Source organism: Nocardioides aromaticivorans (assembly GCF_013408525.1).
Lineage (GTDB): Bacteria > Actinomycetota > Actinomycetes > Propionibacteriales > Nocardioidaceae > Nocardioides > Nocardioides aromaticivorans.
On the sequence record NZ_JACBZM010000001.1, the window covers coordinates 4,572,755 to 4,588,516 of the forward strand.

The 15,762-nt window shown below is 72.5% G+C and carries 19 protein-coding genes; 8 read left to right on the plus strand and 11 right to left on the minus strand.

The genetic code is table 11. The features are described from left to right. Window positions 1-64: 64 nt before the first annotated feature. The 5 genes from BJ993_RS21915 to BJ993_RS21935 are packed head-to-tail and all read right to left on the minus strand — an operon-like array spanning window position 65 to window position 2,947. Window positions 65-385: a hypothetical protein gene (locus BJ993_RS21915; RefSeq protein ID WP_179651223.1), complete on the minus strand. Its 321-nt coding sequence runs from the start codon at window positions 383-385 to the stop codon at window positions 65-67. Next, window positions 378-1,400: a hypothetical protein gene (locus BJ993_RS21920; RefSeq protein ID WP_179651225.1), complete on the minus strand. Its 1,023-nt coding sequence runs from the start codon at window positions 1,398-1,400 to the stop codon at window positions 378-380. Before BJ993_RS21920 ends, BJ993_RS21915 begins: the two co-directional genes overlap by 8 nt. Before the next feature lie 40 nt (window positions 1,401-1,440). Continuing rightward, complete coding sequence (locus BJ993_RS21925; protein WP_308645671.1) at window positions 1,441-1,908, minus strand: GNAT family N-acetyltransferase; 468 nt, start codon at window positions 1,906-1,908, stop codon at window positions 1,441-1,443. A 39-nt stretch (window positions 1,909-1,947) separates the two neighbouring features. Next, window positions 1,948-2,436 carry a GNAT family N-acetyltransferase gene (locus BJ993_RS21930; protein WP_179651227.1) on the minus strand — a complete coding sequence of 163 codons (489 nt, stop codon included), beginning with the start codon at window positions 2,434-2,436 and terminating at the stop codon, window positions 1,948-1,950. A 49-nt stretch (window positions 2,437-2,485) separates the two neighbouring features. Further along, window positions 2,486-2,947 (minus strand): pyridoxamine 5'-phosphate oxidase family protein, encoded by a 462-nt coding sequence (locus BJ993_RS21935; RefSeq protein ID WP_179651229.1) that lies wholly within the window; start codon window positions 2,945-2,947, stop codon window positions 2,486-2,488. A 55-nt stretch (window positions 2,948-3,002) separates the two neighbouring features. Here BJ993_RS21935 and BJ993_RS21940 point away from each other — a divergent pair, with 55 nt between their 5' ends. The 3 genes from BJ993_RS21940 (at window position 3,003) to BJ993_RS21950 (ending at window position 4,930) form a co-directional block, all read left to right on the plus strand. Then, on the plus strand, window positions 3,003-3,818 hold the full coding sequence (locus BJ993_RS21940) for an HAD-IIB family hydrolase (RefSeq protein WP_308645672.1): 816 nt from the start codon (window positions 3,003-3,005) through the stop codon (window positions 3,816-3,818). A 96-nt stretch (window positions 3,819-3,914) separates the two neighbouring features. Next, on the plus strand, window positions 3,915-4,259 hold the full coding sequence (locus BJ993_RS21945; RefSeq protein ID WP_036545659.1) for a YciI family protein: 345 nt from the start codon (window positions 3,915-3,917) through the stop codon (window positions 4,257-4,259). A 29-nt stretch (window positions 4,260-4,288) separates the two neighbouring features. Further along, window positions 4,289-4,930, plus strand: coding sequence for an HD domain-containing protein (locus BJ993_RS21950; RefSeq protein WP_207010793.1), 642 nt, complete (start codon window positions 4,289-4,291; stop codon window positions 4,928-4,930). A gap of 3 nt (window positions 4,931-4,933) precedes the next feature. Here BJ993_RS21950 and BJ993_RS21955 read toward each other — a convergent pair whose 3' ends face one another. Beyond that, entirely contained in the window at window positions 4,934-5,206 is a 273-nt protein-coding gene (locus BJ993_RS21955; protein ID WP_179651232.1) for a hypothetical protein, read from the minus strand. 38 nt (window positions 5,207-5,244) lie between these two features. Beyond that, window positions 5,245-5,523 (minus strand): hypothetical protein, encoded by a 279-nt coding sequence (locus BJ993_RS21960; RefSeq protein WP_218864770.1) that lies wholly within the window; start codon window positions 5,521-5,523, stop codon window positions 5,245-5,247. Between the two features lie 89 nt (window positions 5,524-5,612). On the opposite strand from BJ993_RS21960, the gene helR reads away from it, so the two are divergent. Together helR and BJ993_RS21970 are read left to right on the plus strand one after the other, a co-directional pair. Beyond that, on the plus strand, window positions 5,613-7,787 hold the full coding sequence (helR, locus tag BJ993_RS21965; protein ID WP_179651233.1) for an RNA polymerase recycling motor ATPase HelR: 2,175 nt from the start codon (window positions 5,613-5,615) through the stop codon (window positions 7,785-7,787). A 27-nt stretch (window positions 7,788-7,814) separates the two neighbouring features. Continuing rightward, window positions 7,815-9,479 (plus strand): AMP-dependent synthetase/ligase, encoded by a 1,665-nt coding sequence (locus tag BJ993_RS21970; RefSeq protein ID WP_179651234.1) that lies wholly within the window; start codon window positions 7,815-7,817, stop codon window positions 9,477-9,479. 130 nt (window positions 9,480-9,609) lie between these two features. Here BJ993_RS21970 and BJ993_RS21975 read toward each other — a convergent pair whose 3' ends face one another. After that, complete coding sequence (locus BJ993_RS21975) at window positions 9,610-10,071, minus strand: VOC family protein (protein ID WP_179651235.1); 462 nt, start codon at window positions 10,069-10,071, stop codon at window positions 9,610-9,612. A 177-nt stretch (window positions 10,072-10,248) separates the two neighbouring features. On the opposite strand from BJ993_RS21975, the gene BJ993_RS21980 reads away from it, so the two are divergent. The 3 genes from BJ993_RS21980 to BJ993_RS21990 all read left to right on the plus strand — a co-directional run bounded on the left by BJ993_RS21980 (window position 10,249) and on the right by BJ993_RS21990 (window position 12,547). After that, on the plus strand, window positions 10,249-10,629 hold the full coding sequence (locus BJ993_RS21980) for a VOC family protein (RefSeq protein ID WP_179651236.1): 381 nt from the start codon (window positions 10,249-10,251) through the stop codon (window positions 10,627-10,629). Between the two features lie 87 nt (window positions 10,630-10,716). Then, window positions 10,717-11,967: an NADH:flavin oxidoreductase/NADH oxidase family protein gene (locus tag BJ993_RS21985; protein ID WP_179651237.1), complete on the plus strand. Its 1,251-nt coding sequence runs from the start codon at window positions 10,717-10,719 to the stop codon at window positions 11,965-11,967. A gap of 1 nt (window position 11,968) precedes the next feature. Continuing rightward, window positions 11,969-12,547: a TetR/AcrR family transcriptional regulator gene (locus BJ993_RS21990; RefSeq protein WP_179651238.1), complete on the plus strand. Its 579-nt coding sequence runs from the start codon at window positions 11,969-11,971 to the stop codon at window positions 12,545-12,547. On the opposite strand, the gene BJ993_RS21995 is transcribed toward BJ993_RS21990, so the two are convergent. From BJ993_RS21995 to BJ993_RS22005, 3 genes are read right to left on the minus strand one after another with little or no spacing between them, the layout of a single operon-like run. Further along, window positions 12,540-14,888, minus strand: a complete 2,349-nt coding sequence (locus BJ993_RS21995; RefSeq protein ID WP_179651239.1) for an ATP-binding cassette domain-containing protein — start codon at window positions 14,886-14,888, stop codon at window positions 12,540-12,542. The genes BJ993_RS21990 and BJ993_RS21995 overlap by 8 nt on opposite strands. After that, window positions 14,885-15,352: a pyridoxamine 5'-phosphate oxidase family protein gene (locus BJ993_RS22000; protein WP_179651241.1), complete on the minus strand. Its 468-nt coding sequence runs from the start codon at window positions 15,350-15,352 to the stop codon at window positions 14,885-14,887. Before BJ993_RS22000 ends, BJ993_RS21995 begins: the two co-directional genes overlap by 4 nt. Beyond that, window positions 15,353-15,760 (minus strand): VOC family protein, encoded by a 408-nt coding sequence (locus BJ993_RS22005; RefSeq protein WP_179651243.1) that lies wholly within the window; start codon window positions 15,758-15,760, stop codon window positions 15,353-15,355. Window positions 15,761-15,762 lie beyond the last annotated feature (2 nt).

Below are 15,762 nucleotides of genomic sequence, written 5' to 3' on the forward strand. Positions count from 1 at the left end.
ATTCCCGTAATCTGACATAATGTTCGTTATCGGCGATATGGCAAAGGAGGGATCTGTGCCTCGATCAGTCGATGCGTCCCCGCGTCCGGAGCTCGTACACCGCCTGCTTGAGCTGGTCCAGACGCGCCACCAGCCGGGGCTGGTCCATCTCCATCTGCATCCGGGTGTCGCTGCGCGGATGCAGCCGGCCCGGCGGTGTCTCGTTGGCGCGGCTGAACTCCTTGAGATCCACGTCGGAGAACCCGTGCACGCGGAACCGTTGGCAGGTGGCGATGAGCTCGTCGAAGGCGTCGGTCCGGTGGCTCTTCTTGATCCATCGGGCATGCCGGAGGACCTCGCCGAGCTGCCTCCTGCGGTCCTCAGGAGTCCAGGCGTGGTCAGCCATGGCCGCGCACCGTCGTCAGGTGCTCGGCGACCTCGGCCTCGCTCAGCGTGCGTTCGAGGGTCAGGTGCGCACGCATCCCGGGGAAGAGCCGGCCGGCGGTCCAGGTGCGCTGGTACGGCGGCGGGTCGAGCAGGAGCAGACGGACACCCTCGGTGACCGGGATGTCGCTCGGCGTGCCCTCGTTCCAGATCCACGTGCCGTCCGGAGCGACGAGGTTGAAGACCCCGGCGCCGGCGTACTCGGTGGACGCCTGCGGATCGGCGCCGGTGCAGGCGGCAATGGCGGCCGCGTCGGGCCGGGCGCCCGGCAGGTGGTCCGGGACGAGCGCCGCAGCGAGCAGGGTGTGCAGCTGGAAGTTGTCGCCGATGCCGCCCATGGTCATCTCGAAGCCCTTGCCGCTCGGACGGTGGACGACGACGAGTCGCTCCTCGTCGAGCACCTTCAGCGCCGAGAGCAGCCACTGGCCCGCGCCGGAGGCTGCGTGCACCTCCGCCAGGACGTCGGTCAGCACCGGTCGCGGAAGCTCGGCCCGGCGTACCTCCTCGTGGCTCAGCACCGCCCCGGCGGCCCGCTCCCAGAGCGGGAGGGCCCACCAGCCCAGCGCAGCACCGCGCGCGACCGGGTCGTCGGCTCCCCCGACGGCGGCGACGACGGCAGCGGGCGGGTCGGCGAGGGTCGGCTTGGGGAGGTCCTGCTCCCCCGGCCACCGCCGGCAGAACTCGGCCGCCGCCGCGACGGCCGTCTCGGCCTTGTCGAGAACCGCCGGCGCGCAGGCGACGGGATCCGCGCCGCGTTCGACGCAGGCACCGACGAGGATGCCGAGCAGGCCGGCCGGCCCGGCGGGCACGGCCGGAAGGGCGGCTGCCAGCCGGGGGCCGGCAAGGGCGGCCTCCGCATCCGTGGCGTCGCCGAACACCTCGCGGAAGCGGTCGAGGGCCGACAGCGCAGCCTCTCCGTCGCCCCTGTCGACGGCCGCCTCGAACGCGGCCACGGTGCTGAGGAAGTCACTCGTCACGCGACGAAACCTAGCCCGGACTCCTGGGTGACGCCGATACTCACCGACCGAGGTCGATGCCGAAGACCAGCGCGGGCCCGCCGTTCTTGTGGACCTCACGCTCGAGGGTCATGCCGACCCGCGTCGCCACGCCCTGGGATGCGACGTTGTCGGGGCGGATGATCGCGACCACGTGGTCGACGGCTTCGCCACGAGCGGCGTCCAGGACTCCGGTGGCCGCCTCGGCGGCGTACCCCTGCCGGCGCAGCGACGAGCGCACGTGCCAACCCGCCTCGACCAGCCACTCCCCCTCGACCTCCTGCATCGTCAGGCCGCAGTCGCCGACGAACTCCCCCTGGTGGGTCTCGACGACCCAGAGCCCGAACCCGTGCTCGTCGTAGTTGCGCAGGTTCCACTCGATCCACCCGGCGGGGCCGCGGGAGCCGCCGAGCTCCAGGGTGCTGATGTCCGCCAAGTCGTCCCGGCCCATGGGCCGGAACCGGAGCCGGGCGGTCGGGTCGGGAAGCACGCAGACACGGTACGACGGCCGGTGCACCCCGAGCCGTCGTCAGCCGTCGAGGCGCTTCGCCAGCACGAGCTCCCGGCCGTCACCGAGACGGTCGTCTCCCCCGGGCGGCGGGGCGAAGCCGTGGCGCTCGTACAAGGTGGTCGCGATCGGGTTGTCGCGCATCACCGCGAGCCGCAGGGTGGTGGCGCCCTCGTCCCGGGCCCACTGCTCGACGGCCGCGACGAGCAGGTCCCCCACTCCCCTGCCGCGGGCCGCGGCCGTCACCCACATCGAGATCAGCTCGACCACACCGGCGTCCTCGCCCGGCACCCCACTGACCATGCCGGCGGGGGTACCGTCGAGGAGGACGACGTGGTCGCGTGCCCCGGGGATCGACAGGCGGGCCCGCCAGCGCTCCTCCTGGTCGCCCGGGCCGGACCACTCGGCGAGCGTCGCGCCGAACGCCTCGGGAGCCTCGGCCAGCGCCGCGAGGCGCAGCTCGCGCCACAGCGGCCAGTCGTCCGGGGTCAGCGTGCGCAGCTCGAGCATGCGGCGACTCTGCCCTGCTCCCCGTCCGGCGGCAACGGAGTTGTGCGCCTCACCGCGGTACGACGGCCCGCTGGTCGACATCGGCGTCCTGGTCGAGCACCCACACGTCGACCAGGTCGGCGGCGTACAGCCGCAGCCGTGCCGGCGGCGAGACCTGCGCGGCGGTGAAGGCAGGCAGGCCCTGGGCCACCGAACGCTCGTTGAGGACCGACAGGTTGTGGTCGAGCAGGTCGTCCGGGCACAGGGCGGCCCGTGCCGTCGCGTAGAGCGCCGCAGCGTTGCCCGGCACGACCGTCGAGTCGAAGACGGTCAGCGCGATCTCCGGCCGGCTCGCGATCAGCTGCGAGTGGCGCGACCCCGGCCAGGAGAGCCAGAGGATCCGGTCGAGCCCGTCGGGGGCGAACCAGACCGGGGTGGCCCACGGGCTCCCCTGCTCGTCCGCGGTCGCGATCGTGACGTAGCGGTTGGCGTCCAGCAGCTGGCGTGCGTGTGCGTGGTTGTCGGTGCCCATGCAGGGATCGACCGGACCAGCGGCCCGGACTCACCGCCGCACTAGGGTGGTGCGGGTGCTGATCGCGACCGACCTCGACGGGACGCTCGTGCCGGACGGGGCCACGACGGTGCCGTCGTACACGGCGCAGGTGCTGCGCCGCGCCGACGACGCCGGCGTCCCGGTGGTGTTCGTGACGGCCCGGCCACTGCGGTGGATGGACCCGTTGTGGCCCCACGTGGGCCGGCACGGGCGGGCGATCGTGTCCAACGGTGCGGTGACCTACGACGCCGGCGCGCGCGAGGTCGTGCACCTCGCGGGCATCGACGCGGGGACCGGGCTCGCCATCGCCGCCGCGGTGACCGAGGCCGTGCCGAGCGCCAGCTTCGCGCTGGAGTGCCTGGACGGGATGCGGCTGGACCCGACCTTCGACGAGCCCGACCCCACTCCCCCGGGCACCCCACGCGGCCCGCTCGACGAGGTCTGGGACGCCACCGCCCTCAAGGTCCTCGTCCGGTACGACGACCGGTCGCCCTCTGGGGGCGATCACACCGCCTTCCACGACGCGGTCGAGGAGGCCGTCGGCGACCGCGCGACGGTCACGTGGTCGGTCGCCGGCCTGGCCGAGATCAGCGCCGTGGGGGTCACGAAGGCCAGCGCACTCACGCGCCTGTGTGAGCGCATGGGCGTCGTCCCCGCTGACGTCGTGGCCTTCGGCGACATGCCGAACGACCTCGCGATGCTCAGCTGGGCCGGGACGTCGTATGCGATGGCCGACGCGCACCCCAGCGTGGTCGAGGTCGCCGACCACCTCGCGCCACCGTGTGCCGACGAGGGGGTTGCCCGGGTGCTCGCAGGCCTCCTGGACCAGGTGTCCGGCGAGGTCCGATGAGAAATCCGCTGCCGGCCTGTCGTACCCGGTGGCGGCCGTTCGTGGACAGGACAGGGGCGGCGGGTCGACGCTACCCATGACGAGGAGGCAAGACAGATGACGCGTTACCTGATCTCGTTCGACGACGGCTGGATGGACTTCCCGGACTCCGAGCTGCCCGCGGTCACCCGCGACTCGATGGCCGTGGTCGAGGAGGCGCGCGCCGCGGGCGTGTGGGTCTTCGGTGCGGGGCTGGAGAGCCAGCAGGCGAGCATCGTCGGCACCGACGGCGTGGTGACCGACGGGCCCTACCCGGAGACCAAGGAGGTCATCGGTGGCTTCGCCGTCCTGGAGGTGGCGACCCGGGAGGAGGCGCTTGCGTGGGCGGCGAAGATCGCTGCCGCCTGCCGGTGCTCCCAGGAGGTGCGGGAGGTCCTGCCGGAGCCCGACCTCCAGGACTGAGGCTCGCCGCGTCCTGAGAGGGTGGCGGGGTGGACGACGACCTGATCATGGACCGGAGCCCCCTGCCACCCGGCATCGACGAGCGCCTCGCAGCGCAGCTGGGGTTCATCGCCGAGGTCGACAAGCTGAAGACGATCCTGCGCGCCTCGCCCCTCGCCGCCGCGGACCGCCGCGAGAACGACGCCGAGCACTCCTGGCACCTCGCGCTCATGGTCATGCTCCTCGCGGAGTACGCGAACGAGCCGATCGACGTCGGCCACGCGATGCGGCTCGTCGTGATCCACGACCTCGTCGAGATCTACGCCGGCGACAGCCCCGTCTTCGACCCGGCAGCGGTCGTCGGCCAGCAGGAGCGGGAGGAGGCCGCGGCCGACCGGCTGTTCACGCTGCTCCCGGACGACCAGGCGAGGTGGATCCGGGCCCTGTGGGACGAGTTCGAGGCCGGCCAGACGCCGGAGGCGCGCTTCTGCAAGGCGATGGACCGGCTCGAGCCGATGCTGCTCAACTGGGTCAACCGGGGCGGCACCTGGCAGATGCCCGGGGCCAACGAGACGACCGTCCGGGCCCGCGAGGCCGGTGTCGTCGCGGGATCGACGGTGCTCGGCGGCGCGACCGACGCGCTCGTCACGCACGGGCTCGCCAACGGCTGGATCAGGCCCGCGCCCGAGTAGCGGTCAGCCGCGGGTCGCCTCGAGCGCGGCCACCAGCTCGTCGAGCGTGCCCTTCGCGGTCTCCGGGACGGAGATCGACATGAACGACGCAAGGACCACCATGACGTCGTACCGGCCCTCCTTGCCGCGCTTGCCCGGCTTGTGCTTGACCTGGACCTCGCGGAAGGTCGACACCGGGTTCCGGGCGGCCTCGTCGAGGCCGTTGTGGCGGAACTTCGCGACGGTCGCGCCGTCGTAGACGACGGACTCCCCGTTGAGGCCCTTGAGCTCGATCACGCCCCGACCCTAGGGGCGCGTCGGAGACTCCGCAGGCGTTATGACGAACGGGCCGCGCGGCGGGCCCCCAGCGCCGCGGTGTACGACGCGTCCCTCCCGGCGCCCAGCACGTCGACGAGGTCGGCGACGTCGTCGGCGGTGAGCTGGAAGGTGCCGGTGCACACGTTGTCGCGCCACAGCGACAGCACGACGACGTCGCGCTCGGTGTGCCAGGCGACTCGCAGCCGGCGGCCCTCACCGCGGAGGTCGGCGTACGTCTCGCCAGCCCGCGGGAGCGGCATGACGCGCCGTCCGCGGCTCGGCAAGGCCTCTTCCATTTTCAAGGTATAGCCGAGAGGGGGCCTTGCCGCAAGGCCCCCTGCGTGCTCCAGAATCACCGGTCCGACCCGACCAACGGAGCTGACACGTGACCCTTGCGCCGACGGCGTTCTCCCTTCCCGACCATCTCTCCGCCAAGGCGGACCCCGCGCTCGTCGCCGACGACGAGCGCCACTTCGCGGCCATGGCCGCGAGCCTCGAGACCACCATCGACGACCTCACCGCCCGGCTCGACGAGGAGCGCCAGCGCAGCGGTGGCCACGGGCAGGCGGCGATGGACCGCGACCTCGAGGTCCACCGGCTGACCGCGCGGCTGCGCACGCTGCGCAGGTTCACCCTGGACCTGTGCCTGGGCCGCTTCGTCCGCGAGGATGACCCCGAGCCCGTGTACGTCGGCCGGCTCGGCCTGACCGACGCCGACGGCACCCGCCTGCTGGTCGACTGGCGCTCGCCGGCCGCGGAGCCGTTCTTCGCCGCGACCCATGCACGGCCGATGGGCCTGGTGAGCCGGCGCCGCTACCGCTGGACGCTCGGCCGGATCAGCGACTACTGGGACGAGGTGTTCACGGCCGACGGCCTCGAGGGCAACGCCGCCCTGGACGACCAGTCGGCGTTCATCGCCAGCCTCGGCGCGAGCCGGTCGCCGCGGATGCGCGACGTGCTGAGCACGATCCAGTCCGACCAGGACGCCATCATCCGCGCCTCGTCGCGCGGCGCGCTCGTCGTCGACGGCGGACCCGGGACGGGCAAGACGGTGGTCGCCCTGCACCGGGCGGCGTACCTGCTCTACGAGGACCCGCGGCTGGGCTCGGGGCGGGGTGGGGTGCTCTTCGTCGGGCCGCACCAGCCCTATCTCGACTACGTCGCCGATGTGCTCCCGAGCCTCGGCGAGGACGGCGTCCGCACCTGCACCCTCCGCGACCTCGTGCCCGGTGGTCGCGACCTCGTGCCCGAGGAGTCCCCGGCCGTCGCGGCCCTCAAGGCGGACGCCCGGATGGTTGCGGCGATCGAGCCCGCGGTCGCGCTCTACGAGGAGCCGCCCACCGAGGGCGTCGACGTGGAGACCGACGCCGGGGACCTGTGGGTCGGGCGTGCGGAGTGGGCCGAGGCGTTCGGCGCCGTCGAGCCCGGCACGCCGCACAACGAGGGCCGCGACCAGGTGGTCGAGGCGCTCGTCGAGATCCTCGTCGACAAGTACGACGACGAGGAGGCCCTCTCCCCCGCGGTCGTCCGGCGTGCCGTGCTCCGTTCCCGCGCCCTCCACGACGTGCTCGGCCGGGCCTGGCCGCTCCTCGACCCATCCGACCTGGTGGGCGACCTGTGGGAGGTCCCGGCCTACCTGCGCCGGTGTGCTCCCTGGCTCGACGAGGACGAGGTCCGCCTGCTGCGCCGACGCGGCCCTCAGCGCTGGACGGCCGCGGACCTGCCGTTGCTCGACGCGGCCCACCGGCGCCTCGGCGATCGCGAGGCGTCGCGTCGCCGGCGACGCCGGGCGGCGGAAGAGGCGGCCGCGAAGGAGGAGATGGACCACGTCGTCGACCACCTGATCGCGAACGACGACTCCGAGATGATGCTGATGTCGATGCTGCGCGGCGCGGACCTCCAGGGCGCCCTGGCCGCGCCCGGTGGTGCCCCCGCCGCCGACCCCGACGCCCTGGCCGGGCCGTTCGCCCACGTCGTGGTCGACGAGGCGCAGGAGCTGACCGACGCCGAGTGGCAGATGCTGATCGCCCGCTGCCCGTCGCGGAGCCTCACGATCGTCGGCGACCGCGCGCAGGCGCGACACGGCTTCACGGAGACCTGGGAGGACCGGCTGGCCCGTGCGGGGATCGACCGGGTGAGCATCGCCTCGCTCACCGTGAACTACCGGACGCCGGAGGAGGTCATGGCCGAGGCCGCCCCGGTGATCCGCGCCGCGCTGCCGGACGCGAACGTGCCGACGTCCGTGCGCAGCACCGGCATCCCGGTCCGGCGCCTGCCCCGCACCGACCGCGACGCCGTCGTCGCGCGGTGGCAGGAGCAGCACCCCGAGGGCGTCGCCTGCGTCATCGGCGACCGCACCTTCGTGGCCACCGACCGGGTCCGCTCCCTCGCGCCGGAGCTCACGAAGGGGCTCGAGTTCGACCTCGTCGTACTGGTCGAGCCGGACGCCTTCGGCGACGGGATCGAGGGCGCCGTCGACCGCTATGTCGCCATGACCCGCGCCACCCAGGAGCTCGTGATCCTCTCCGGGGCGAGCGGATCCGGCGAAGGCGTTGCGTGACCTGCGCCACACTGCCAGCATCGGCCCATGACCGACCGCCTTGATGTCGCCAGCCTCTGCGAGGCCTTCCAGAACTCCGTCGCGAGCGGTGCCGACCGCGTCGCGCTCCGCACTCCGGGCGGCGCCCAGGAGATCACCTGGACCGGGTACGGCGAACGCGTGCGCCGCATCGCGGAGGGTCTCGCCGCGCTGGGGGTCGGCCCGGAGGACACCGTCGGCATCATGCTGACCAACCGCCCGGAGTTCGCCCTCGTGGACACCGCGGCGCTGCACCTGGGGGCGGTGCCGTTCTCGATCTACAACACCTCCTCGCCGGAGCAGATCGCCTACCTGTTCGGCAACGCCGGCAACCGCGTGGTCGTCACCGAGCAGGCCTTCCTCCCGCAGGTGCTCGCGGCCGGCGCCGACCTGGAGACCATCGTCAGCGTCGACGGCGGCGACGGGGCGATCACGCTGGCCGAGCTCGAGGAGCGCACCGTCGACGGCTTCGACTTCGACGCGTCCTGGCGCGCGGTCGGGCCCGACCACGTGCTGACGCTCATCTACACCTCCGGCACGACCGGGCCGCCGAAGGGCGTCGAGCTGACCCACGGCAGCATGCTCGCCCAGCTCCGGGGGGTGCAGGCGGTGATCCCGGCCGAGGACGGCGAGCGCACGACGTCGTACCTCCCCTCGGCGCACGTCGCCGACCGTTGGGCGTCCCACTACACGCCGATGGCCTTCGCCGCGACGACCACCTACGTGGCCGACCCGAAGGCCGTGGTCGCCGCCCTGCCCGAGGTCCGGCCGACGGCCTGGGGCGGGGTGCCCCGGGTCTGGGAGAAGATCAAGGCTGCGCTCGAGGCCAAGGGGGTCACCGACCCGAGCGCACTGCCCGACGACCACAGGACCGCGGTGCGGCAGCTGCTCGGCCTCGACGACGTGCGGTTCACCGTCTCGGGAGCCGCGCCGATCGCGCCGGAGGTGCTGGAGTTCTTCGCCGCCCTGGGGGTGCCGATCTGCGAGCTGTGGGGCATGTCGGAGATCTCCTGCTGCGGCATCATCAACCCGCCCGAGGACATCCGGATCGGGACGGTCGGCAAGCCGATCCCCGGCCTGGAGGTCCGGCTCGCAGACGACGGCGAGCTGCTCGTACGCGGCCCGCAGCTGATGCGCGGCTACCGCAACCAGCCGGACAAGACCGCGGAGGCGATCGACGCCGACGGCTGGCTGCACACCGGTGACGTCGCGACCATCGACGATGACGGCTACGTCCGCATCGTCGACAGGAAGAAGGAGCTGATCATCAACGCGGCCGGCAAGAACATGTCGCCGGCCAACATCGAGCAGGTCCTCAAGGCGTCGCACCCGCTGGTCGGCCAGGCCGTCGTGGTGGGCGACCGCCGGCCCTACAACGTGGCCCTGCTCGTGCTCGACCCCGACGTCTGCGCGGCCTACGCCGAGCAGCAGGGCCTCCCGGACGGCTCGGCCGCCGCGCTCGCGACCGACCCGAAGGTCCAGGAGCAGGTCGCGACGGCCATCGAGGAGGCCAACGCCCGCCTCTCGCGCGTCGAGCAGGTCAAGAGCTACCGGATCCTGCCGACGGACTGGCTGCCCGGAGGTGACGAGCTCACCCCGACGATGAAGCTGAAGCGTCGGCCCATCGCCGAGAAGTACGCCGACGTGATCGAGGAGCTGTACGCCGCCGACTGAGCCGCGCCCGGTGGTCGAGGAGCTGGACGCCGCCGACTGAGCCGCGCCCGGTGGTCGAGGAGCTGGACGCCGCCGACTGAGCCGCGCCCGGTGGTCGAGGAGGTCGCGCAGCGACCGTCACGAGACCCGGTCAGTCCAGGCAGAACTCGTTGCCCTCGGGGTCGGCCATCACGAGGTGGCCGGCCTCCAGCGGAGGCGCCGGCTCGTGGCGCGCCAGCCGGGTGGCGCCGAGGGCGACGAGTCGTGCGCCCTCGGTCTCGAGCGCGGCCATCCGCTCCTCCCCCGCCAGCCCGGGCGCGGCACGCACGTCGAGGTGCAGCCGGTTCTTGACGACCTTGTCCTCGGGGACCTGCTGGAAGAACACCCGCGGGCCCACCCCGTCGGGGTCCTCGACGGCGGAGCGGCTGTTGCGCTGGTCGGCGGGCACACCGATCCGCTCGAGGAAGCCGTCCCACGCGGCCAGCGGGTCGGCACCGTCCGCCAGCTCGACCCCGGGTGGGCCGGGGATGAGGTAGCCGAGCACCTCGGCCCAGAACCTCGACTGGGCGCGCGGGTCGTGGGCGTCGTAGGTGATCTGGACCTGTCTGCTCATGCAGCCCGTTCTACCGGCGGCCACCGACAGCCGCCGACAGCCGCCCGACAGCCGCCCGACAGCCGCCCGACAGCCGACGGCGGGCGCTCCTCCCCCGCTTCCGAGCATGGTGGCGGCGCCCGCTTCGGCGTACCTTGCGAAGTGGCGGCGAGTGCCGGCCGGAACGGAGGATCAACCATGCTGCAGGACAGCCAGGTCACCGCGAACATCCCGGCCGCCGATCTCGGGCGGGCGCGCCGGTTCTACGAGGACAAGCTGGGCCTGGTCCCGGCCGACGAGAACCCGGGCGGGCTGGTCTACCGCGCCGGCGGCACCGCCTTCTTCCTCTATGAGACCGACCAGGCGGGGAAGGCGGGCCACACGATCGCCCAGTTCCACGTCGGTGACGTCGCTTCCGAGGTCGTCGACCTCGAGGCGAGGGGCGTGGTCTTCGAGCACTACGACATGCCCGGCATCACGTGGGACGGGCCGGTCGCGAGCATGGAGGGGATGGGCCACGCCGCCTGGTTCAAGGACAGCGAGGACAACATCCTCTGCCTCGACGACGCGGCGATCTAGAGCGCTGGGCTCCGGGCGCCGCGGGCGTGACGCAGGTCTCTGCGCGGCCCCTTCCCGATTTCTATGCAGGGCTGCATAGTTATCGCCATGTCAGAGACCCCGACGGCCGTCGCCGCCCTCCACCAGCCGTTCACCCTCCCCAACGGCTCGGTCCTCCCGAACCGGCTCGCCAAGGCCGCGCTCAGCGAGAGCCTCGCCCGGCGCGACCACACCCCCGGTGAGCGGATCAAGAACCTCTACCGGCGCTGGTCGGGCAACGGCGCGGGCCTGACGATCACCGGCAACGTGATGGTCGACCGCCGGGCGATCGGCGAGCCCGGCAATGTCGTCGTCGAGGACGACCGGTCCGCGCAGGACCTCGCCGAGTGGGCCGACATCATCAAGGCCGACGGTGCCGTCGCCTGGGCCCAGATCAACCACCCCGGCCGCCAGGCCCCGCGCACCCTCACCCCCCGGCCGGTGGCTCCCTCGGCGGTCGCGCTGCCGGAGAGCGGCGGCATGTTCGCCCAGCCGCGCGAGCTGACCAACGCGGAGATCGAGGACATCATCGCCCGCTTCGCCGCGACCGCCGGACACCTGGTCCGCGCCGGATTCGACGGCGTCCAGATCCACGGCGCCCACGGCTACCTCGTCAGCCAGTTCCTCTCCCCGCTCGCCAACCTGCGCACCGACGCCTGGGGCGGCACGCCCGAGAAGCGCCGCCGCTTCGTGCTCGAGGTCGCCCGTGCGATCCGCGCCGAGATCGGCAGCGACAAGGCGATGGCGATCAAGCTCAACTCCGCCGACTTCCAGCGCGGCGGGTTCAGCGAGGACGAGTCCATCGAGGTCGTCCACGCGCTCGCCGCCGAGGGCATCGACCTGCTCGAGGTCTCCGGCGGCACCTACTCCTCCGCTGCGATGCTCGGCGTCGACCCCACGCTGAAGGAGAGCACCCGCAAGCGCGAGGCCTACTTCCTCGACTACGCCCTCCGGGTGCGCGCCGAGCTCCCCGAGCTCCCGCTCATGCTCACCGGCGGCTTCCGCACGGTCGACGCGATGGAGGACGCCGTCGCCAGCGGTGCCATCGACGTCGTCGGCCTGGGTCGCCCGCTCACGGTCGACCCCGACGTCACCGCCGGCCTGCTGGACGGTACGACGACCGAGAGCATCGTCCGGCCCAAGCGCAGCGGCATCAAGCTCATCGACAGCCTGACCGAGCTGACGGCGTACACCGTGCAGATGTGGCGGATGGCCGACGGCAAGGAGCCCGCCCCGCGGCGCCACCCGGCCCTCAACGTCGCGCAGTACCTCGTCCGCAACGGACGCGACAGCGTCCGCGTCGGCCGCCGCGGGCTCTGAGATGGCCCGTCGCCCCGACCCGGCCAAGCGCGAGCGGATCGTCCACACGACCCGCGAGCTGATGCGTCGCCGCGGCGTCGCCGGCACCACGATGCTCGACGTGGTCGCGGAGGCGGGGGCCTCGCGCGGCTCGCTGTACCACTACTTCCCCGGCGGCCGGTCGGAGATGGTGGCGGACGCGGTCCGGGAGGCCGTCGAGGACTACTCGGCGGCGCTCCTCGCCCTCGTCGACCTCGAGCCGGCCGAGGCCATCCCGCTCATCGTCGAGGTGTGGCGGGCCGAGGCGGAGGCGAGCGACTACACGGCCGGCTGCCCGGTGGTCGCCGCCGCGCTCGGTGGCGAGAGCGAGCCGGTCGCCCGCGAGCTGGCCGGGCAGGCGTTCAGCGACTGGAGCGAGGCGGTGGCGGGCTGGCTGCTCCACGTCGGCGTGCCCTCGGAGCGCACGGCCAGCCTGGCGACGTTGATGCTCGCCGCGGTCGAGGGCGCCGTCGTCGTCGGCCTCGCGCAGCACTCGAGCGAGCCGATGCTGCGCGTGGCCGACGAGCTGGTCAGGATCGTCGAGGCCGAGCGCGTCAGCTGACGTAGTCCGCCAGGTGCTGGCCGGTGAGCGTGCCCGCCCCGGCCACCAGGTCGGCCGGCGTGCCCTCGAACACGATCCTGCCGCCATCGTGGCCGGCGCCAGGGCCGAGATCGATGATCCAGTCGGCGTGGGCCATGACGGCCTGGTGGTGCTCGATGACGATGACCGTCTTGCCCGCGTCGACCAGCCGGTCCAGCAGGCCGAGCAGGTTGTCGACGTCGGCGAGGTGGAGTCCGGTCGTCGGCTCGTCCAGGACGTAGATCCCGCCCTTCTCCTTCAGGTGCAGGGCCAGCTTGACCCGCTGCCGCTCCCCGCCGGAGAGCGTGTTGAGCGGCTGGCCGAGGGTCAGGTAGCCGAGCCCGACGTCCTGCAGCCGGGCCAGGATGTCCGCCGCGGCCGGGACCTTGGTCTCCGGCGCGGTGAAGAGCTCGAGGGCGCGCTCGACCGGCAGCTCGAGCACCTCGGCGATGTTCAGCCCGCCCAGTCGGTAGTCGAGCACCGCTGCCTGGAAGCGCTTGCCGCCGCAGTCCTCGCACGGCGTGGAGACGGTGTCCATGAAGCCGAGCTCGGTGACGATGACGCCGGAGCCCTTGCAGGTCGGGCAGGCGCCCTCCGAGTTGGCGCTGAACAGGGCCGGCTTCACGTCGTTGGCCTTCGCGAAGGCCTTCCGGATCGGCTCGAGGAGCCCGGTGTACGTCGCCGGGTTGGACCGTCGCGAGCCCTTGATCGCCGCCTGGTCGATCGCCACGACGCCCTCGCGGCCGACCACCGAGCCGTGCACGAGCGAGCTCTTGCCCGAGCCCGCGACGCCCGTGACGACGGTGAGGACGCCGAGCGGGATGTCGACGTCGACCTTCTGCAGGTTGTGCGCGTCGGCCCCGCGCACCTCGAGGACGCCGGTGCGCTCCCGCACCGACTCCTTCAGCGACGCGCGGTAGGCCAGGTGCTCGCCGGTGCGGGTGCCGGACGCCCGCAGGCCGTCGACGGTCCCCTGGAACACGACCTCGCCGCCGCCGCTGCCCGCGCCGGGACCCATGTCGACCACGTGGTCGGCGATCGCGATCGTCTCCGGCTTGTGCTCGACGACGAGGACCGTGTTGCCCTTGTCGCGCAGCTCGAGCAGGAGCTTGTTCATCCGCTCGATGTCGTGCGGGTGGAGACCGATGGTCGGCTCGTCGAAGACGTAGGTGACATCGGTCAGGGCCGAGCCGAGGTGGCGCACCATCTTGGTGCGTTGCGCCTCGCCGCCGGAGAGCGTGCCGGACGGCCGGTCCAGCGACAGGTAGCCGAGGCCGATGTCGATGAACGAGTCGAGCAGGTGGAGCAGCGTGGCGATGAGCGGGGCCACGCCCGGGTCGTCGATGGTGCGCAGCCACGCGGCCAGGTCGGTGACCTGCAGCGCCGCCACCTCGCCGATGTTGCGGCCCTTGATCGTCACCGACCGCGCCGACTCGTTGAGCCGCGTGCCGTCGCACGAGGGGCAGGTGCCGAAGACCGCCGCGCGCTCGACGAAGGCCCGGATGTGGGGCTGCAACGAGTCGATGTCCTTGGCGAACATCGACTTGCGGATCTTCGGGATCAGGCCCTCGTAGGTGATGTTGATCTTGTCGACCTTGATCTTGCGCGGCTCGGCGTACAGGAAGTCCTCGCGCTCGGCCTTTGTGTACGCCGCCACCGGCTTCTCCGGCGGCAGGACCGCCTTGAAGGCCGCGACCATCCAGCCGTCCGCGGTGTAGCCGGGGACCAGGATCGCGCCGTCGACGAGCGACCTGCTCTCGTCGACGATCTGCGACAGGTCCAGGTCGGAGACCGTGCCGCGCCCCTCGCACTGCGGGCACATGCCGCCGAGGTAGACCTGCTGCTTGATGACGTTCTTCTTGCCCGACTCGGTGACCGACGCGCCGCCGACGGTCGTCGTGGGGATGTTGAACGAGAACGCGGTGGGCCCGCCGATGGAGGGCTCGCCGATCCGCGAGAAGAGCGAGCGCAGCATCGCGTGCGCGTCCGTGACCGTGCCCAGCGTCGAGCGCGGGTTGGCACCCATCCGCTCCTGGTCGACGAGGATGGCCGTCGTGAGGCCCTCCAGGACGTCGACGTCCGGCCGCGGCAGGTTGGGCATGAAGCCCTGGACGAACGTCGAGTAGGTCTCGTCGATCAGCCGTCGGGACTCGGCCGCGATCGTCCCGAAGACCAACGAGCTCTTCCCCGAGCCCGAGACGCCGGTGAACACCGTGAGGCGCCGCTTCGGGATCTCGACCGAGACGTCCTTGAGGTTGTTCTCCCGGGCGCCCTGGACCCGGATCAGGTCGTGGCTGTCGGCCGGTTCGGGGGTGGTGCTCATGGGTTCCTCTCGCTCCAGGTGCCGCCGCGCATGAGCGTGCGGCCCGCCATCTCGTTGACCTCGCGCCAGGCCTGGACCCGCTCGGGGCGCAGCACCAGGTAGACGTAGCCGGCCAGGCCGCGGGGGTCCCAGTCGGCCTGCGCTGCATAGGACTCGCCGAGCTCGCCGGACTCATCGGCCGGCACCGACCGCTCCAGCACGACGTCCAGCATCACGACGTCGCGGGTCGGACCCACCCCCAGCCGCGCCGTCCCCGACGCCAGCACGTTCCGGGCCGTCGGCGAGGCGGCGTCCGTCGCGACCACGGCCCGCTCCCCCACCCACGCCAGCGACAGCGGCACGAGATGGGGTACGCCGTCGGCGGACGCCGTCGCGACCCACGCGTCGGCCGCCGGGGCGGTCAGCTGCGCCAGGGCGTCGCGGGTGCGGGTCGCCCGGTCGCGGGGCTCGGCGGGCACCGGCACTCAGGCCTGGTTGATGCGGACGTGGTTGCCGGCCGGGTCACGGAACGCGCAGTCGCGGACGCCGTACGGCTGGTCGATGGGCTCCTGGATGACCTCGGCACCGGTGGCCTGGATCCGGTCGAAGGTGCCGTCGAGGTCGGAGGTGCTCAGCACCACCGTCGCGTAGGTGCCCTTGGCCATCATCTCGGCGATGGTGGTCTTCTCCTCCTCGGTGATGCCCGGGTCGGCCGCCGGCGGCGCGAGCACGATCGAGGGGCCGCCCTGGCCCTTCGGCGCGACGGTGATCCACCGCATGTCGCCGTACCCGACGTCGTTGAGGACCTCGAAGCCGAGCACGTCGCGGTAGAACGCGAGCGAGGCCTCGGGGTCGGTCTGCGGGAGGAAGCTGTGCTGAATGCTGATGTCCATGG